This window comes from Porticoccus sp. (genome assembly GCF_965660005.1).
GTDB lineage: Bacteria > Pseudomonadota > Gammaproteobacteria > Pseudomonadales > Porticoccaceae > Porticoccus.
In genome coordinates this window covers 1-19,361 of record NZ_CBFHYF010000007.1, presented here as the reverse complement: position 1 = coordinate 19,361, position 19,361 = coordinate 1, and the positions used below count along the sequence as shown (strand labels likewise).

General features: G+C 49.2%; 19 protein-coding genes. 5 read left to right on the top strand and 14 right to left on the bottom strand.

Going from position 1 to position 19,361, the window contains the following annotated elements:
- The first annotated feature begins 74 nt into the window (after positions 1-74).
- Positions 75-1,247: a hypothetical protein gene (locus ACTF5G_RS03050; RefSeq protein WP_438951351.1), complete on the top strand. Its 1,173-nt coding sequence runs from the start codon at positions 75-77 to the stop codon at positions 1,245-1,247.
- A 58-nt stretch (positions 1,248-1,305) separates the two neighbouring features.
- Positions 1,306-2,025 (top strand): fumarate/nitrate reduction transcriptional regulator Fnr, encoded by a 720-nt coding sequence (gene fnr / locus ACTF5G_RS03045; protein WP_438951387.1) that lies wholly within the window; start codon positions 1,306-1,308, stop codon positions 2,023-2,025.
- A gap of 95 nt (positions 2,026-2,120) precedes the next feature.
- Here fnr and ACTF5G_RS03040 read toward each other — a convergent pair whose 3' ends face one another.
- From ACTF5G_RS03040 to ACTF5G_RS03030, 3 genes are all read right to left on the bottom strand, one after another.
- A complete protein-coding gene (locus ACTF5G_RS03040; RefSeq protein WP_438951350.1) occupies positions 2,121-2,816 on the bottom strand; it encodes an OmpW/AlkL family protein in 696 nt (231 codons plus the stop codon).
- 108 nt (positions 2,817-2,924) lie between these two features.
- A complete protein-coding gene (locus tag ACTF5G_RS03035; protein ID WP_438951349.1) occupies positions 2,925-3,347 on the bottom strand; it encodes a DUF4399 domain-containing protein in 423 nt (140 codons plus the stop codon).
- Positions 3,348-3,424: 77 nt separating this feature from the next.
- On the bottom strand, positions 3,425-3,739 hold the full coding sequence (locus tag ACTF5G_RS03030) for a BolA family protein (protein ID WP_438951348.1): 315 nt from the start codon (positions 3,737-3,739) through the stop codon (positions 3,425-3,427).
- A 266-nt stretch (positions 3,740-4,005) separates the two neighbouring features.
- On the opposite strand from ACTF5G_RS03030, the gene argS reads away from it, so the two are divergent.
- Both argS and ACTF5G_RS03020 read left to right on the top strand, forming a co-directional pair.
- On the top strand, positions 4,006-5,742 hold the full coding sequence (argS, locus tag ACTF5G_RS03025; RefSeq protein WP_438951347.1) for an arginine--tRNA ligase: 1,737 nt from the start codon (positions 4,006-4,008) through the stop codon (positions 5,740-5,742).
- 90 nt (positions 5,743-5,832) lie between these two features.
- On the top strand, positions 5,833-6,192 hold the full coding sequence (locus ACTF5G_RS03020; RefSeq protein WP_438951346.1) for a YkvA family protein: 360 nt from the start codon (positions 5,833-5,835) through the stop codon (positions 6,190-6,192).
- A 36-nt stretch (positions 6,193-6,228) separates the two neighbouring features.
- Here the strand turns inward: ACTF5G_RS03020 and ACTF5G_RS03015 are convergent, their stop codons facing one another.
- A complete protein-coding gene (locus tag ACTF5G_RS03015) occupies positions 6,229-7,614 on the bottom strand; it encodes a class II fumarate hydratase (protein WP_438951345.1) in 1,386 nt (461 codons plus the stop codon).
- Between the two features lie 324 nt (positions 7,615-7,938).
- Here ACTF5G_RS03015 and ACTF5G_RS03010 point away from each other — a divergent pair, with 324 nt between their 5' ends.
- Positions 7,939-8,424 carry a hypothetical protein gene (locus tag ACTF5G_RS03010; protein WP_438951344.1) on the top strand — a complete coding sequence of 162 codons (486 nt, stop codon included), beginning with the start codon at positions 7,939-7,941 and terminating at the stop codon, positions 8,422-8,424.
- A gap of 31 nt (positions 8,425-8,455) precedes the next feature.
- Here ACTF5G_RS03010 and der read toward each other — a convergent pair whose 3' ends face one another.
- The 10 genes from der to ACTF5G_RS02960 all read right to left on the bottom strand — a co-directional run.
- Positions 8,456-9,850, bottom strand: a complete 1,395-nt coding sequence (der, locus tag ACTF5G_RS03005) for a ribosome biogenesis GTPase Der (protein ID WP_438951343.1) — start codon at positions 9,848-9,850, stop codon at positions 8,456-8,458.
- Positions 9,851-9,984: 134 nt separating this feature from the next.
- On the bottom strand, positions 9,985-11,145 hold the full coding sequence (gene bamB / locus ACTF5G_RS03000) for an outer membrane protein assembly factor BamB (protein ID WP_438951342.1): 1,161 nt from the start codon (positions 11,143-11,145) through the stop codon (positions 9,985-9,987).
- Positions 11,145-11,846: a YfgM family protein gene (locus tag ACTF5G_RS02995; protein ID WP_438951341.1), complete on the bottom strand. Its 702-nt coding sequence runs from the start codon at positions 11,844-11,846 to the stop codon at positions 11,145-11,147. The genes bamB and ACTF5G_RS02995 overlap by 1 nt, the downstream gene beginning before the upstream one ends.
- Positions 11,847-11,848: 2 nt before the next feature.
- Positions 11,849-13,135: a histidine--tRNA ligase gene (gene hisS, locus ACTF5G_RS02990; RefSeq protein WP_438951340.1), complete on the bottom strand. Its 1,287-nt coding sequence runs from the start codon at positions 13,133-13,135 to the stop codon at positions 11,849-11,851.
- Complete coding sequence (gene ispG, locus ACTF5G_RS02985) at positions 13,135-14,247, bottom strand: flavodoxin-dependent (E)-4-hydroxy-3-methylbut-2-enyl-diphosphate synthase (RefSeq protein ID WP_438951339.1); 1,113 nt, start codon at positions 14,245-14,247, stop codon at positions 13,135-13,137. The genes hisS and ispG overlap by 1 nt, the downstream gene beginning before the upstream one ends.
- A gap of 6 nt (positions 14,248-14,253) precedes the next feature.
- Complete coding sequence (locus tag ACTF5G_RS02980) at positions 14,254-15,084, bottom strand: helix-turn-helix domain-containing protein (RefSeq protein ID WP_438951338.1); 831 nt, start codon at positions 15,082-15,084, stop codon at positions 14,254-14,256.
- Positions 15,065-15,847 carry a type IV pilus biogenesis/stability protein PilW gene (gene pilW, locus ACTF5G_RS02975; RefSeq protein WP_438951337.1) on the bottom strand — a complete coding sequence of 261 codons (783 nt, stop codon included), beginning with the start codon at positions 15,845-15,847 and terminating at the stop codon, positions 15,065-15,067. Before pilW ends, ACTF5G_RS02980 begins: the two co-directional genes overlap by 20 nt.
- A 34-nt stretch (positions 15,848-15,881) precedes the next feature.
- On the bottom strand, positions 15,882-17,048 hold the full coding sequence (gene rlmN / locus ACTF5G_RS02970; protein WP_438951336.1) for a 23S rRNA (adenine(2503)-C(2))-methyltransferase RlmN: 1,167 nt from the start codon (positions 17,046-17,048) through the stop codon (positions 15,882-15,884).
- Positions 17,049-17,085: 37 nt separating this feature from the next.
- Positions 17,086-17,511, bottom strand: a complete 426-nt coding sequence (gene ndk / locus ACTF5G_RS02965; protein WP_438951335.1) for a nucleoside-diphosphate kinase — start codon at positions 17,509-17,511, stop codon at positions 17,086-17,088.
- Between the two features lie 152 nt (positions 17,512-17,663).
- Positions 17,664-19,361, bottom strand: a 1,698-nt coding sequence (locus ACTF5G_RS02960) for a putative bifunctional diguanylate cyclase/phosphodiesterase (RefSeq protein ID WP_438951334.1), incomplete at its 5' end; no start/stop codon positions are given.

Here is a 19,361-nt window from a genome sequence, read left to right as displayed (position 1 = left end):
TATCATGGGGATACTCGGCCTTTCCGCTTAATCTTCGCAATCAATTCTATTGTTATCTACGAGTCTGCCGACAAATGCAAGTCGCGACATTACCCAACAATCTGTTCTGCCCCCATTCTGATATTGAGGCAGAATTTTTTAAATCTCTGGTCAGTTGCCCCAAGGAAAAACTGAAGAAGCAGCGCACATCCATTTCACCGTTTGCGCTGAATATTTATATTCCAGACAACGCCAGCGGCAGCTATCCCGGGCTGGTCAGTAGGGAGGTCGAGCTGATTCAGCCCATTTTCAAATATCAGCCTCTGGTGAAGTTCTGGCTCAGGAACAGGCCATTGCAAGGCATGAGAAGCGGCGAGCTCACAGAACTGGTCTTTTGGTCCAATAGTTATTTCAATATCAAAAACAAGAAGACCTGTGAATATGGCTTTGAGTGCGCACTGCCGGATCTAACCGCCAAAAAACTGGCACTGATGAAGGGACTCCATTTTGACTGCTTCCAGCTCACAATCAATGCGGCAATACCACCAAATAAGCAGCAATTCTCATCGATACTGACAACAGCCAAAGAATTTCACTTCAGAGAGTGGCACTGCTGCCTGCAAGTCAATCAGACAGATCCGGATACACTGAACCACTGGCTTGCTGAGGTAATCCACTATCAACCGGCAATTATTGAGCTGCAAGGACTGCAATCAATGGAAGATGCTGAAACACTCAGCCGGCTCTCAATGAAAATGGACGATCAACGCTATCAACTTTTGGCGGATCGTTTTTTTGTCACTCAAGGGCACAAACTTCTGCAACTTCGCCTGAACAGGAATCTCCAATACACCCCCTGGGGAATAGCCAGAGACAACCTGATCGACTGGGTGGGTGTTGGCCTCGGGGCATTGGGGAAATTTGGTGAGGGCTATTACCAGAATACCGACTCAATTCGTTATTATCGGCAAGCACTTGATGAAAAGCGCCTCCCCGTCCATTGCACAGGATCATTCCAGAGCCATCAACAGCCGAATTTTCCACCCTGGCAATTGGTCAATCAGTTGCTCTGCTTCCACCCGGTACATTTAACCAGTTGCGACCTGACCATCAAGTTATGTCCGCATCTCGCCGCACTTTTTCAAGAGGCTTTAACCAGAGGCTGGCTCATCAGGGAATCTGATTATCTGGCCCTGACCACTCTCGGCATCGATCACCTGCGACTCTTCTGCACCAACCTTCAAGCGTGCCCATGTGACAGTTATTAATGACCGACACTCTTATCATCGCTACAATGAATCAGTAACAATCGCTGAAACCAGAGAGATGTTGATGGATTCCGTCTGCCCTCATAACAATACATTTCATTGCAGCGACTGCCGCATGAATGCGCTCTGCCTGCCACTTGCTCTGCAAACCAGAGAAGTGGAGCGTCTGGATGAAATCATCCAGCGAGGCAAACCCCTTCAAAAAGACCACCATATCTACCATGCCGGAGAAGAATTCGATTCTGTCTTTGCGGTTCGCAGTGGCTCAATTAAAAGCTATACGATCAGCAATAATGGCCAGGAGCAGGTCACCGGATTCCATCTTCCAGGTGAGATATTCGGTATGGATGGCATAGGCCAGAATCGTTACACCAATTCTGCAGTAGCGATGGAAACGTCCTCCATCTGCGAAATTCCCTTTAACCGTCTTCAGGAACTGAGTATTGCAATCCCCACGCTGCAACGCCACTTTTTCCAATTGATGAGTCTGGAAATCACCGGTGAACAGCAGCTCCTCAGCCTGCTCAGTAAAAATACAGCGGAAGAGCGGGTAGCAACACTGTTGATGAGCATTTCAAACCGCAATTTCCGACTTAAACTCTCTGCCACACGGTTCAGATTACCAATGTCCCGTGCAGACATCGGCAATTATCTGGGGTTGACTGTAGAGACTGTCAGCCGGGTATTGAGTCGTTTTCAAAAGCAGGATCTTCTGAAAGTAGACAAGAAAGAAGTAGAACTGCTCAACCTGGACAGACTCCGAGAGTTAGCCAATTAGTGTTTTCAATTAATCCCCCGCTCATTTCCCAATGATACATATAACAAAAAAGCCGGTTTGAACAACCGGCTTTTTTGTATGACTGACTTGATGGGTTAAAATTTGTACCCTATCCCGACCATGTAGACCAGTGGATCAACTTCAACCTTCGTCTTGACTTCAGCACCAGGGAAGTTGAATTTTGCATCGGTATCGATATCCAGATACCACACTGCGGCATTAACCACCCAACGGTCAGTCAATGCGTAATCCATACCCAATTCAAATACTACACCCCAGGAGTCATCGAGCTTCAGCTTGCCGGACGCCCCCACAACACCCTCAAGTTCACCGGCCACATCTTCTTCAAAAAACTTTGTGTAGTTGATACCGACGCCTGCATAGGGCTGGAATTTGGACTCAGCGTCCATCGGAAAATATTGCAGCGTCAGGGTAGGCGGTAAATGCTTGGTCGAACCCGCGTCAATCTTTCCGGGCACCAGCAGATTTTTTGCTTTGATATCATGTTTAAAAGGCGTTGCTGCCAGCAGCCCCAAACCCAGGTGATTCGTCAGCATATACGTCAGCGTCAGACCAAGCTGGGTGTCGGAATCGACATAGGCTCTGCTGTTCGTCAACCCGGCCCCGTTCAGTGTAAGACGGCTGCTGTCGTCATTCGGTTCAACCGTCGCCGCACCTGCACGGACAATAACATCGCCCGATTCATAGGCCATAGCAGCAGTAGTTCCAACCAACAGGGCCCCGCTCAGAACCACATGAACTGCCAGCGATAATGCTTTTTGCTTCAACATTTACTTTCTCCAGAAAGGTAGCACTAAAAGACAGGGCCATTAGAGCAAGAGTTGCACTACCACTATTTGATCTAGATTAAGTAAACAGAATCATCGAGTTGCGCTAGGTCAATACACCTTAATGATTATTGGATCGGAGAGCACTGGAGGGTTGTGCGGGACATGGAAATGATCCCCGAGCAGTAATTGCAGACTGTGTTCTCCCGGGGGCAGATCAATACTCACTTCAGTCTGACCACCACCGAAGTGACGGTGCTGATCGTCAGCCGGAATTGGTTTATTCATATCGGGCAATTGTTGCACATTGATCAACAAATGATGATGCCCTGTGTGCTCCCGTTCAATTCCTGCGGGCGCAACACCCATACCACTCAGACCGAATCGTACCGTCACCGGACTGCTTAGGGTTTCGCCGTTTTTGGGAGAAATAATATAGGCTTTCACAGCACCGGAGTCTGTCGTTCCACCCGCATACATTGTCGGGGACATGATCATCAGTAACGCCACCAGCAAACCTTGCATTTTTTTCATGCTATACCTCATTTTTTGTTCGTGAATAATAATCAGGAGTCATACATTTCGCTCAGCGGCAGTGAGTGCCGGCAGAACTATCCGTTTTTCCCTATGCAAGCTGGTGACGAAAGGACACGCTCCTGCTCTTGCCATTCTTCGGATGTAAAGATATGCAGCGCCAGAGCATGGACACCACCAGCCAACTCCTCAGAGAGCAGCTTGTACACCCGCTGATGGCGCTGAACTGGCCTCATGCCCTCGAACAAATCAGAGACAATAACCAGCTTGAAATGAGTTTCTGAATTCACAGGAACGGCATGCATGTGACTTTCATTGAGCACTTGCAAAAAATCCGGTGTAAATGCCGTTTTTAATTTGTTTTCAATCACTTTTTGAACTTGCAATGTCACCTCAAAAGAATCTGAACCGCTTAACAGTGGACACTAAAAATACTCATTGCGAAAATACCTGTGTGAATAAGACTCTTGCCAGAAAGCCAATCTCGAATCACTCCCTGATCGAAATAAGACCCGGCTGATAGCGGATTACTGTCAAGCATAAACAGGATCTTCGACTATACTGGCAGCCCCCTTGTCCATCAACAGTCACTACTGGCTTTTTGGGATCGGGGGACTACAATCCCGTTTTCTCTTAACAAGATACATCCTGCCAGCTTATGAGTATTAAAAACCTGATTGAACACCGTGTTCGAGCTGCCATGTCAGCATCGGGCATTCCAGATGACTGCCCTGCCAATATCACTCTCGGCACCAGACCCGAGTTTGGCGATTTCCAGGCCAATGGTGCCATGGCAGCTGCCAAGCGACAAAAAAGCAACCCGCGGGACTTGGCATGCGGGATTATCAAGCATCTCGATTTGACCGATATTGCTGATCACGTCGAGGTTGCCGGCCCAGGATTTATCAATATCCACCTGTCAAACCACTTCATTGCCAATCAGTTACAAAAACTTACCGGAGATGAAAAATTCCGGATACAAGTACCGAACCAACAGAAAGTTGTGGTTGATTATTCAGGACCCAATCTGGCCAAGGAGATGCATGTAGGCCATCTGCGCAGCACGATTATTGGCGATGCTGTCGTTCGCACGCTGGAATTCCTGGGCCACGATGTGGTTCGCCAGAATCACATGGGAGATTGGGGCACCCAGTTTGGCATGCTCATCGCTGAACTTGAGGAGCATTTAGGGGAAGGAGAGCGGCCTGAGCTGGCGTTGGGGGACCTGGAAGTTTTCTACCAACAGGCCAAACAGCATTTTGATAAAGATGAAGAATTTGCTCGGAAAGCGCGCCAATATGTTGTCAAGCTGCAATCGGGTGACCACCACTGTCGCGAGCTTTGGCAACGTTTTATCGACATTTCAATCGCCCATAGCGAAGCCGTCTACCTCAATCTTAACGTTACTTTGAAACACAGTGATATCAGGGCAGAAAGTGCTTATAACGATGATCTGGCCGGTATTGTTGAATCTCTCCGGCAACAGCAACTGCTTGTCGAAGACCAGGGTGCCCAGGTTGTCTTTCTGGAAGAGCTGGCAGACAGGGAAAGTAAGCCCAGCCCTGTTATTGTCCAGAAATCTGACGGCGGATTTCTCTATGCGACCACGGATCTTGCTGCGCTGCGCTACCGGGGCATGGTATTGAATGCAGATCGCATCCTGTATTTTATCGATGCCAGACAGTCACTTCACATGAAACAAGTATTCACTGTGGCAAAGAAAGCCGCGTTTGTGGATGCACAGCTCGCACTTGAATACCATCCTTTCGGCACCATGATGGGGAAAGATGGCAAACCATTCAAAACCCGCAGTGGCGGCACCGTCAAGCTGACAGAACTACTCCAGGAGGGCATTGAACGCGCCTGTACGCTAGTGAGAGAAAAGAATCCCGATCTCGGCATTGATGAGGTTGCCGCCATTGGGCGAAAAGTGGGCATTGGTGCCATCAAGTATGCAGATCTAAGTAAAACACGCACCAACGACTACATTTTTGATTGGGACAGCATGCTCAGTTTCGAGGGCAATACCGCACCCTATCTACAATATGCCTATACCCGGATACGCAGTATTTTTCGCCGGGCTGAAATTAATTTCGAGTTTTCGACAGGACACATTGCTGTCAGTACACCACAGGAAAGAAATCTGGCCCTGAAACTTTTACAGTTTGGGACAACGCTGGATCAGCTGGCGCTTGAAGGCTACCCCCATATTCTCTGTAATTATCTTTATGATCTAGCCAGCAATTTCATGACGTTTTACGAGCACTGCCCGATACTCAAGGAAGATGTGCCAGAGGATATACGATCCAGCCGCCTTGCCATTGCCCAGCTCACGGCCAAAGTCCTGGCCAAGGGACTGGATCTGCTCGGCATTGAAGTGATGGAACAAATGTAAGGCCCCTGTTCAAGTTTGAACTGACCAGCAATGGCTTTCTGTTCTCCAAACTGTCTTTGACTTCGACCAAGATCAGACTAACCTTTATTGATGGTGACAAAAACAGGCACATCACCTCTCAAGGTGGAAAACAAGAGCCACTATTCCGGTACTGACTTCTGGATAAAGGTCAGGCATGCGGCGAAAACAGCCGGCCGGGAATTAATCGAGAAGTGCTTGTGGCTCTATTATGCCGCCAGACGGCCGGATGCCCCGGCCTGGGCCAAGGCTACTGTATACAGTGCCTTGGCCTACTTCATTCTACCCACTGACACCATTCCGGATTTTATTCCCGGAGGCTATACCGACGATCTGGCAGTCATTGCCAGTGCCGTCGCAGCCATTCCCGGGTATATCGATCAGCAGGTTAAAAACCGTGCCCAGCAGCGCTTGACTCATTGGTTCGGTTAAATACTCGCAATAAGCCAAAATACCCAGGTAACCAATTTAGCTATTAATCAGCACGTGCTCCCTGATTAGCGCATCAAAGGTTTCACCACTGAGAATATTCTGCTCTATCAGAACTTCGCGGATGGTCAGATTGTGTTGTTGGGCATATTTGGCAATTTCGGCCGCCTTGTCATAACCCAATTCAGGGGTCAAGGCCGTCACAATCATTAATGATCTCTCCACATTACTTGCCAGCTGGACCTCGTTGCATTTCATCCCGGTTACACAATAGCGAGTAAAGTAATCCGCACCGATGCCCAATAATTCAACAGAGGCCAATACATTATGAATAATCAACGGCTTGAAGACATTTAACTGCAAATGTCCCTGGGAACAGGCCATGGCCACAGCTGTATCATTACCCATTACCTGAATCGCAATCATGGTCAGCGATTCGATCTGACTCGGATTTACCTTGCCAGGCATAATCGAGCTGCCCGGTTCATTTGCCGGCAATTCTATTTCAGCAAGTCCTGCCCTGGGGCCACTGGCCAGCAGCCGTAAATTATTGCCTATTACCATAAAATCAGTGGCAACCAGCCGCAGCACACTACTAACGTGCAACATGGCATTGTGCGTGGAGAGTGAGGCAAATTTGTTGGCCGAAATCTCGACAGGCATGCCTGTTAGATTATGGAGATGCTTTATCACTGTTTCCCGCCAATGGCTCGGCGTGTTCAACCCAGTGCCAACGGCCGTCCCACCGATAGCCAGCGGCAGCAGATCCTGCTTCGCCTGCCGTAGTTGTTCCAGACTGAAGTCCAGTTGCGCAACATAACCGCTGAACTCCTGCCCCAATGTCATGGGTGCAGCATCCATCAAATGGGTTCGCCCCACTTTCCATTGCTGTGCAAACTCACGCTCTTTTTCGGCTAACGCATCACGCAAAGTTACAAGGTTTGGCAGGAGCACTTCCTGTAAGGCCGACAGTACGGCCAAATGCATCGCCGTCGGGAATACATCGTTCGATGACTGGGAACGATTGACATGGTCATTTGGATGAATTGGCGTTTTCTGGCCACGCTTATACCCCGCCAATTCATTGGCACGGTTAGCAATCACCTCATTCATATTCATATTGCTCTGGGTACCACTGCCACTTTGCCAGACTGATAGAGGAAACTGCCCGTCATGTTGATGATTCAGAACTTCGTCACAGACTGCAGCAATCAGCGCAGCTTGCTCAGGTTGCAGTTCGCCAAGCTCCGTATTGGCCAGTGCGGCAGCCTTTTTTACCACTGCAAGTGATTGAATGACGCCCTTGGGCATTGCGTAACCGAGGTGCGGGAAATGGGTACTTCCCCGCTGTGTCTGCGCACCCCACAGGGCTTCATCTGGCACTTCAATGTCGCCCAGGGAATCACTCTCAATTCTATAGCTCATGACAATACCACCTTGGTTTTATTTACTAGCATGGACCAAATAAAGACGTGGCGCGATTTTGGGACCAATAATTTGCCGCTACAGCATATTTTACAAGCACCGGTGTTGGTAAAAATGATCTTCAAAAGCCCTGCAAACGTAAAAATCAATAACAGCCCAGCCAAACAGCTATTGTTGATCAATAATTATACAATTTGTTTATTTTTTAAATTTCAGGTTATAGAAATATTGTTATTTTAAATTTAATTAATTATCTTAACATGCTAAATATGAAGGTAATTTTAGTTTTGTTAAATTATCTAGACGATAAAATTTGGAGACACCATGATTCTTACTGCTGAAGATCTCCGTTATTTAGTGATCAAAGAAACACTGTGTTACCTTAACGAGTGGACACTCGCAAAAGAGAATCTTTTAGTAGGCACCGCTGCACAGGAATCCGGAGTCGGTGGATGGCACCAGGGGAAACGTGTAGGCCTTTATCGTATTACCCCGGCAAGGCATCAAGCTGTCTGGGACAAATATTTGATTCATCATGCACACATCGCCAGCGAAATACGGGGACTGGCCGGCCAACACAGTTTCCTCAAAGATCCCCACGCGGAACTCATTACAAACCTCAAGTACGCCACTGCTATCGCCTGGATGATTTATCGACAGGCCGAACAGCCGCTACCTGATGCAGGTGATATTCGAGGATTGGGCGCTAACTGGTTGCGTTATTTCCACCCGAGGTATTCCGGCTCAAAGGATGACTTTGTCGCCAGTTATACGCTACTGGTTGAAGACAGACCGAAAGCCGCGGCTTGATTGAAAAACAACAGTTGCGCCAACTGCGTAACTATTTTTTCTTTTTGACATGTTTCATTAGCCGTCGTTTTTTGGCGAGCTGCCGAGTTGTCAATTGGTTCTTTTTTCCCGCAAACGGGTTTTCTCCCGAACGAAACTCAATCTTGATCGGTGTGCCCTGCAGGTCGAGTGCCTTGCGAAATACCTTTTCCAGATAACGGGTATAGTGGCTGGGCACGTCCGCTGTCTGATTGCCATGAATGACAATCAGCGGAGGATTCTGTCCGCCGGCATGGGCGTAACGCAGTTTAATTCGGCGCCCCCTGACCAAGGGTGGCTGATGTTCAATCACGGCATCCTGCAAAATTCGGGTGAGGCGGTTGGTGCCCAATTTGTCAGTCGCGGACGCATATGCCTTTTCAATAGACCTATAAAGGTGCCCGACACCGGTCCCATGAAGTGCAGATATAAAATGAATATCCGCGAACTCGACAAACCTCAGACGACGCTGAAGCTCGGTTTTAATCCTCGCTTTGGCATCCACATCCAGGCCATCCCACTTGTTTATCGCTACCACCAATGCCCTGCCTGACTCTATCGCAGTCCCCATCAGATGCATGTCCTGATCCACAAGGCCTTCATGGGCATCGATCAGTAAAACCACCACATTGGCGTCATCAATCGCCTGGAGCGTTTTTACAATAGAGAATTTTTCCACTGTATGGGAAACATTTTTACGACGACGGATACCTGCGGTATCGATCAATGTATAGGATTTGCCATCCCGTTCGTAGTCAATATATATACTGTCGCGGGTAGTGCCGGGCAAGTCGAAAACAATAACACGGTCTTCGCCAAGCATGCGATTGACCAGGGTGGATTTACCCACATTAGGACGCCCGACAACCGCAATTTTGATACGTCGCTGAATATCGGCCTGAACAACCTCTTCCAGTTCAGGAAACGGCTCCAGTACGGTTTCCATCAGGTGCCTGACACCACGTCCATGGGTGGCTGTGGTAGGGAATACTTCCTGAAAACCCAGCTCGTAAAACTCGGCAATCGCTACATCAGAATTGACCCCGTCAATCTTATTCGCTACCAGATAGACCAGACGACCTTTTTCACGAAGATAGGTGGCCAAATGTCGATCGACAGGCGTCAGGCCGTCCCGACTATCCACAATGAACAAAACAGCATCTGCTTCATCGACAGCCAGCATCGACTGTGCAGCCATCGCTGAATCGATACCCTCCTCTTCACCTGTTATACCGCCAGTATCAATCAGCATATAACGGCGGCCAAACATCTCCCCTTCACCATATTTACGGTCGCGGGTTAATCCCGGGTAGTTGGCAACCAGGGCATCACGGGTTTTCGTCAGTCGGTTAAAGAGTGTGGATTTTCCCACATTGGGCCGTCCAACCAGAGCAATTACCGGAATCATTTTTTTATACCCATTGATGGCTTCTGAGTGCAGGGAAGGGCCGTTGGCAACACCAGCATACAGTGCCTGGCAAGAACTGCCGGTCTATAGATATTGAACTGCAGCGAACAGAAAACGGTATTTCAACAGCGACTTCAATCAAGCTGATAAGCAGTTATTCCACCACTGTTATCTTGCACATACAGTGTCTGCCCGTCAGCGATCATGGGAGCGGTAACACCATCACTGTCTACTCTGACCCGGGCGACAAAGCGGCCATCTGTTTGTGATAGAAAATGAAGGTACCCTTCCCCATCTGCGACGGCCAAATTGCCTTCAATGGTAACCGGGGCGTTCAACTTGCGTAATGTCAGTTGATCGTTGCTCCAGAGTATTTGTCCACTGTTACCCCTGATGGCGCGTACTTCATCGTCCTTCTGCACTGAATAGACCTGCTCAAGACCATACGCGAGATCATGTACGGAGGAGGCGTCCTGATACCAGATGCCTCTACCCGAGGCCTTCGCGATAGCGCCTATTCGACCTTGGTAGGAAGAAGCATAAATAACTTCATCCACCAACACAGCGCGACCGTCAACATCAACTAGTCGCTCGAGCTCAGTTCTACCCTGAGGAATCGCTAACCGGTTTTCCCAAAGTATCGAACCGGAGTCAGCTGTCAGCGCGATTACTTTGCCATTTGCGAATCCGGCAATCAGCATGTTGTCCGACAGAATCGGAGGGCTGGTTCCCCGCAGGGTTAAAATCGGGATATCAATTTCGAACTGCCAGCGTTTTTCACCATTGGACGGGTGTAAACCCACCAGCTTCCCATCATGGCTTTGCACCACGACAACCGTCTCATTCACTGCTGGAGAGGCCAAGACTTCACTCGTTACCCTGGCATTCCATCGCTGTTCCCCTGTTTCAGCCTCGAGCGCAAAGACACCACCATCTGTGCCCGCCACAACCACCAGGCCACCACCGAATCCAACCCCTCCAGCCAGTGGAAAGTCGAGACTCTTCTTCCATATCTGTTTACCAGTATCGGCATCGAGGGCAATGACATCACCAGCGCTATCCGCAGCATAAATGATGCCAGCAGCCAATACTGGACGAATCCCGCCATTAATGGATCCGTACTCACCCAGAGCATTGGTCGACCACAATTTGGCGATTTTTATTTCATTTTCAAAAGCAACGAGAGCCGCGGTGCGGGTTTTGTCTGACTCTTTGCCAGCGCTACCGAGTTTTTTTAAGGACGCACAACCGGAAACCAGCGACAAGATAAGAAAAAGGCATAACAGGTTTCTCATTAACTGTCCCCCAATGAGGCGTCGGTTGGGTCAGGGACGAGTTCTGAGGCAGGGGCCACATATGTGAGTTTCAGCTCGATGATGGAACGACTTTGGTTATCGTTTTCTGCCACTGATTGCAACGCTTCCAAGTAAGCCGTATGGGCTGCTTCCCGGTCCCCTTTCATCAGATAAAAATCCCCTCGTGCCTCGGCATAGGCGCTGTTCATCGTCTTCGGATCTTTCACATTCAGCATTTCTATCCCGGCATCTATGTTGCCTTGGGCCACTTCAATGCGGGCAAGTCGCAGTTTAATCACCAGTGACAGGCCTTCGTCAGCACCCTTTAGTGCCCATTCGAGTTGTTCAGCAGCAACCTCGAGGTCGCCCTCTTCGGCCGCCAGTCTGGCCAGCAACATGGCACCATAACGGGCATACTGCGTTCTCGAATAATCGTTTTTCAACTGGACAGCCAGTTCACTGACCTGGTCTTTTTGGCTGTCATTGAGGGACTCACCAGGATCAACCATTGCTGTATCCATCATTTGCTGATAGATAATCGATGCAGACTGGGCCGTTTTCTCACTGTAGCTTTTCCAGAAATCCCACCCGAAATAACCACCCGCAGCCAGTACGACAACCACTACCGTGGAGAGACCATTTTCTTTAAACCAGCGTTTAAAGTTATCAAGCTGTTCCTCATCACTGAGATGTTCTGCCACAACTAGCTCCCGTTAACCAGAAAAATACGCTTCAATAAGGCCATTGCATCATCAATGGCAATGCTTTCCTGCGGTCTGTCTTCACGCAGAAATTTAACTGTAACACGATCATTTGCCACTTCGTCCTCACCGAGGATCAAGGCAATCAAAGCACCGCTTTTGTCAGCTTTCTTTATCTGTGCCTTGAAACCACCGCCGCCACAGTGGTTGAGCAGACGCAGCTGGGGGCACTGGCTTCTGAGAGCCTCACCCAATTGAATGGCTTTACCCTGCACATCACCAACAGCAACGAGATAGACATCCAATTGCCGGGCGATACTATCCGGCACCACACCAGCCGCGTCAAGCAGCAATACCAACCGCTCCAGTCCCATGGCAAAACCAACAGCAGGAGTGTGTTTGCCTCCCAGCTGTTCAACCAGACCATCATAGCGGCCGCCGGCACAAACGGCTCCCTGAGCCCCCAGCGCATCCGTCACCCACTCGAAGACCGTCTTGCCATAATAATCGAGCCCTCTGACGAGGCGATTATTAATCTGATAGGGCACTCCCGCCTGCTTCAGTAACACCTGCAACTGTTGAAAATGGAGCAATGATTCATCATCCAGAAAGTCATCCAGTGCGGGTGCCGCATCGAGAATTGCCTGAACAGTGGGATTTTTACTGTCGAGAATTCGCATGGGATTGCTGTGCAGTCGCCGCTGGCTATCTTCATCCAGATTACCGTTGTGATGCGTCAGGTACTCGACCAGTGCATCGCGGTAGTTCGCTCTCGCGGCATTCGTGCCCAGTGAGTTGATCTGTAGGGTAACCCGGGTGTCGATACCGAGCTGTTGCCATAGCCGCCAGGTCATTGCCAGCAATTCGGCGTCGACATCCGGACCATCGAGTCCGAACACCTCGACACCGATCTGGTGAAACTGTCTCAAACGGCCCTTTTGTGGCCGCTCATAACGGAACATCGGCCCCTGGTACCAGAGTCGTTGGGTCTGATTAAAGAGCAGGCCATGCTGCTCACAGGCACGAACACAGCCTGCTGTACCCTCGGGGCGGAGAGTCAAACTTTCTCCGTTACGATCATCAAAGGTATACATTTCTTTTTCGACAATATCGGTCACTTCACCTATTGAACGTTTGAACAGATCAGTCGACTCAATAATGGGGAAACGAATTTCACGATACCCGTACCTCGCCAGCAAATCCGCAACCGAACGCTCCAGGTATTGCCAAACAGGTGACTCTTCGGGGAGGAGATCATTCATCCCCCGAATGGATTGCATTTTTTTCATCAGGATTTCGCTATCAGATTTTCTTGTTGTGCTGCTTTGCAAGCGGCTTTGTTGCGAATTAAATTCTCAAGCTCATCCACCAGATTTTCCTGGGAAAGCTTCTGGCTCGGCTTGCCATCAATGTAAACCAGATTATTGGGCGTTCCGCCAGTCAAGCCAATATCCACTTCCCTTGCCTCTCCGGGTCCGTTGACGATACAACCGATAACGGCCACATCCATCGGAGTCGTAATGTCTTCAAGGCGCAATTCCAGTTCATTCATGGTTTTGATGACATCAAAGTTTTGTCGGGAACAGCTGGGGCAGGCAATAAAATTGATCCCTTTGCTCCGCAGTCTGAGGCTTTTCAGCATCTCCCAGCCGACTTTAACCTCCTCCACAGGGTCCGCGGCAAGTGATACACGAATGGTATCACCAATACCGTCCATCAAAAGCAACCCGAGACCAATGGAGGATTTGACGGTTCCACCACGCAGACCACCTGCCTCGGTAATTCCCAAATGCAGCGGGTTGTCAATCAAGGTGGCAATTTTTCGATAAGCGGCCACGGCCATAAAAATATCTGATGCCTTCAGACTCAGTTTAAAATTGTGGAAGTCTAGGCTGTCGAGAATCTCCACATGTCTCATGGCGGACTCAACCAGCGCATCGGGTGTCGGCTCACCGTATTTTTTTTGCAGGTCTTTCTCTAACGAACCGGCATTGACACCAATTCTAATCGGAATATTCAGGTCCCGTGCTTTGTTGACCACGGCCTGAATGCGTTTTTCACGCCCTATGTTGCCGGGGTTTATGCGCAAACAATCCACCCCGAGGTCAGCCACCCTGAGAGCAATACGATAATCAAAGTGAATATCAGCCACTAGAGGCACAGCAACCAGTTTTCGGATAGCACCAAACGCCTCTGCTGCCTCCATGGAGGGCACTGAAACTCTGACAATATCAGCACCTGCGGCGATCAACCGATTGATCTGTGCAACTGTGGCCACGACGTCAGTAGTTTCTGTATTGGTCATGCTTTGAATAGAAATTGGCGCATCGCCACCCACTGGCACGTTGCCCACCATAATCTGACGTGATTTTCTTCTTACAATGGGTGACAGAGAATGCATAATCTTTTAATTTTCCAAGTTAGCATCAAGACCAACATTAACAACTGCCGTGTTATCCGTCCCGATATTGAGTACCGGCACGACTTTACCACCATATCGAATCTGCACACCCTGGGCATAACCCAGACTCACTTTAAAAGGGGCTTCACCAGATATCTCTAGCTGTGTTCCTGATGGTTGGAGGTCCGCAATCAAAAGATCACCCGTGGCGTCGAAAACTTCTACCCAACTCTGTTGAGCCACATCCAGTATCAGTGTTTGCAGAATATCCTGCTTGTCTGCCTTAACATCCAACCCATCGAACTCCTGATCCATTACTGAAGCCATTGCCGGCTTCATACTGAGAACAGCAGATTTGGCTGAATCAAGCAGCGGTTTGTCATTGTCAAAAAAGGGTAATTTGATCTTATCAGCGGCCTGGATAACCAGCAGCAATATAATCACCACCAAAATCGTGAGCGCTGCCAGAGGAAGGGCATTTTTAAAAAAATGGCCGATTTTATTGGGTGCTGGTGGAAATTTTATAGCGGGTTCACGTTGATGGATCCCCTGCTCACTCATCGACTGTTCAAGACTTTCAAGCAGATCCTGATCAGCCAGCCCCAACAGGGCACAGTATGTTTTTGCGTAACCTTTAACAAAAAGGGGGGAAGGCAGGCGGTCAAAATCATCACTTTCCAGTGCACTCAGGGTCGCCTTCGTTACACCCAATTCCGCAATGACATCCTCAACACTTAAGCCACGCTCCTTTCTGGTCCGACGCAGGATTTCCCCGGGTGAGGATTTCTCGGGCACGGGTTGCTGCAATGGTTCTTCGCTAAGGTTTTTGCTCATCATTCAACCAGTTCTTATATTCCTGATTCTCCCGCGAATCTGGATAAAGGTTTCTCAACGCCAGTCCCTGACTAGCCTGTGCATCACGATTACCGAGTTTATTTGCAAGTCTGACACCCAGCCAAAGACCTCGAGGCGTAGGGCTGTTTCTGGTGTCGTTGTACTGGTTTAATCGTTGTTGTGCTAGCTGGTAGTCGCCCCTCTTATAAGCCAGATCAGCCAACTCGATATGAGCCAGTAACATTCGCGAATCAAGGTCCAGCGCTTTGTTGAAAGCACTTTCCGCCTCTGCCAGCTTGTTGAGCTGCAATGCCGTCAAACCAACTTTGAGAAAAAGCTCGGCACGTCTGGGGTAGCCGAGATCTTCAGAGCCTTCAAGAAACTGATGGTAGGCATCTTCGAAACGGTTCTGGCTCAACAGGAACATACCGTAGTTATTTCTCCCGCGGGTAAACTTCGGATCGTGACTCAATGCCTTCCGGAAATGTTTCTCCGCTTCTTCAAACTCTTTTTCCTGTTGGTACAACAATGCCCAGGCATCGTGCACAGCGGGGGCACTGCCATCCACCTCCATTGCCTTGTTGAGGTGATAGCGGGTGCGCTCGTGATCTCCTCTTGTCAAATAGCCCATGGCAAGATCCAGGCGATTATCCAGTACCTTTTGCTTATCAACACTGGCTCCACTTTTTGTCGTCGCACAACCGACCGAAAGAAGTACCGAGAACAATCCAACAGCGAACAACATGGAGGACCATTTGAACTTCATACACACACCTCCTGTGACCCACTCATCGTGTTTATCAACTCACGAACCTCACGGGCAATGTTTCCCGCTCTTCTTGATAGCGCTGACTGCGGCGGGTCCGATCGTTAACGGTACCAGCAAGCTGGCCACAGGCTGCTGCAATATCATCTCCACGGGTAGTTCGAACGGTCACCGTATAACCTTCATGATGGAGGATGTCCCTGAAACGATTTAACGCCGTGTTGGTCACTCGCCTGTAGGTCGAATTGGCAAACGGATTAAACGGAATCAGGTTAATTTTACAGGGAATATCCTTGAGCAAAACAGCCAGTTCCCGCGCATGCTCATCGCGATCATTTACCTGATCCATCATTGTATATTCAATAGTGATTTTGCGACGTACATCAGGCATCTTATCAAGATAACGACGAGCAGAATCAAGCAACATGGCAATTGGGTATTTTTTATTGATCGGCACCAGCTCATCGCGCAGTGCATCATTGGGTGCGTGAAGTGAAATTGCCAAAGACACATCGGAAACGTCACCGAGGCGATCGAGTGCCGGCACGACACCTGAAGTGCTCAATGTAACGCGGCGCTTTGATAGTCCGTAGGCATTATCATGAAGCATCAGCCCCATCGCATCGACAACATTATCAAAATTAAGTAGTGGCTCACCCATGCCCATCATGACCACATTACTTACCACGCGGTCTTTTCCAGCGCCAAGGGAATCAAAAGATTTAGCGGCAATCCAGACTTGTCCAATAATTTCAGCAGCTGTCAAATCACGATTAAAACCTTGCTTCCCCGTCGCACAGAAACTGCAGTCCAGCGAACAGCCCACCTGAGAGGAGACGCAGAGTGTGCCCCGATCCTTTTCCGGAATAAAGACCGTTTCGATACAACTGCCACCTTCAACGCGAATCAACCACTTTCGAGTGCCGTCTGCAGAATCTTGCCGGGAAACCACTTCCGGGGCTCGAATCTCCGCAACTTGCTTTAGTCTCTCACGCAGGGGTTTTGACAGATTGGTCATGAGATCGAAGTCGTCCACTCCCAACTGGTGAATCCACTTCAACATTTGCGTAGCACGAAAGGGTTTTTCTGCCAGCGTATTGACGAAAAAATCTGACAGTTTTTCAGCAGAAAGCCCCAGCAGGTTGGTCTTCAACCCTTGGGGCTCAATGACGGCATTGAAGTCAGCAGAAATTTGGCTCATGGCCTATTCCACTCGGCGATACCGGGAATACTGGAAACTAACGTGGGCAAAGTTCACCATCATTAAAGAAATAGGAAATTTCACGGGCAGCTGAAGTCACTGAATCTGAGCCGTGCACTGCATTGGCGTCAATGGATTCGGCAAAATCGGCACGGATGGTTCCCGCTGCCGCTTCTTTTGGATTGGTTGCGCCCATAAGATCGCGATTGGTCACCACGGCATTTTCCCCTTCAAGCACCTGGATCATGACCGGGCCTGATGTCATAAATCCAACCAGATCAGCGTAGAACGGACGCTCTTTATGCTCAGCATAAAACCCACCGGCCTTTTCCTCTGAAAGGTGCATCATTTTTGCCGCAACTATTTTCAGGCCGGCTTCTTCGAACCGCGAATAAATCTGGCCAACAACATTTTTGCTCACGGCATCAGGTTTAATAATGGAAAGGGTACGTTCTATAGCCATTTAGGGTCTCCAAAAAGATGGCAGCGGGAATAAAGATGAGAAAGGCCACAAAAAACAAGGCCGTAAATGCCTGCTTAAAAAGGCGCCATTTTACGCTTCGATACAAAGGGTTACAAGGAATAGCAAAAGTAAGATCCGATTCTTCTGGAAACTCAGGCGGCCAGCAATTTAGTAAATCGATCACAGGAAATCGGCATACTAAAGTGAGCACCCTGGTAGGAATGACAGCCCAGTTCCCGAAGTATTTCAAGGGCCTCCGGCGTCTCGACACCCTCGGCAGTCACCTTCAAACCATATTGCCTGGACACGGCCATAATCGCCTCCACAATACCCCGACTCTCCGGATCGCGATGAATGTTTCGAATAAACTCACGATCAATCTTCAGCTGATCAAACGGCAGACGCTTTAGATAAATCATGGAAGAGTAGCCAATACCGAAATCATCGATTGAAAACATGCAACCCAGAGACTTGATCGCCTCCATTTTACGGATGGCCTCGTCCACATCTTCAATAACCAGGTTTTCAGTGACCTCAAAATTGAGGAAACTCGGGTCTATATTGTAACTTTTCATGCTGTGCTGGACGATATCCAGCAATTGAGGGTCGCGAAACTGGCGCGGACTAATATTGATGCCCAGTCGCATATGGTCTTGCCAGATGCCCAGATCAATGAAATTCCTGATGTACTCACAGGAAGTGCGAATGACCCATCGACCTACATCGACAATCAAGCCGGAGGATTCAAGTACCGGAATGAACTCCGATGGCATGTTGGTAATTTTATCCGAGTTCATCCAACGCAATAGTGCCTCGCCACCCAATAGCTGGCCGGTTTCGACAGAGATTTGCGGCTGTATATAAAGCACGAACTCATGGTTATCCATCGCCTTGCGCAACCGGGTATTCATACCGATTTGCCGCTGGGCTTTTTCAGTGATGCACGGATCAAAAAAGGCGATGCTGTTGCGACCCTTTCGCTTTGCTTCGTACATGGCTGTATCGGCAAACTGCAACACGCGCTCGGCACTGAGGCTGCTGTCCGAAACAAGCGCAATACCGATACTTGCCGTGAGTATGACTTCGTGACCATCAAGGAACAGTGGACTGGCAACCACATCACCAAGCTTTTCTGCCAACGATTGCGCATCCCAGGCCGCTTTGGAGAGGTCGTCAGAGAGGTGGGGGACAAAAAGTACGAATTCATCGCCGCTCATGCGGGCGAGGACATTGCTTCCGGAAACCCGGCGAGACAACGCCTGGCCAATTTTCATGATCACCTGGTCACCGACAGCGTTACCCCAGGAATCATTAATATCCTTGAAGTGATCAATATCCACAATCATCAGGGCACCACATATCGGGCGATCACGATGGCGATCCAGATACTGACTGATGGACTGAATCAATAACTGTCGATTCGGCAAGCCGGTAAGGTTGTCATAGTAATGATCTCTTGCAAACTGCCCCCGGGGTCCGGCAGACAGGTCGCCGAGGCTCGCCTCGTCGATGATCACCGCACCATCGTAGATATCACTGCCGGGCAGCACCACACCATGGGTGAGCTCGATATCTTCGACATTTTCAACAACATCAGCATTGGATATCAGTGGCTCATTGTCCGACTGGGAAACAAACTCGCTGGCCAGTTGTTGATTATCGAGGGTGACCACCAGCTCTCTGTTGTCATCACCGACATAGACAATACTGACAGCCACGGCTTCGGTACGACCGGGACACAACCAGCTCAACTTTTCAGTCCGGTTTTTCAGGGCTTTTTTGAGTTGTAACTTGAGATCAACCAGTGCGGTGGATTCTTCACCGGTAATACTGTCTACGGAAGCGCCCAC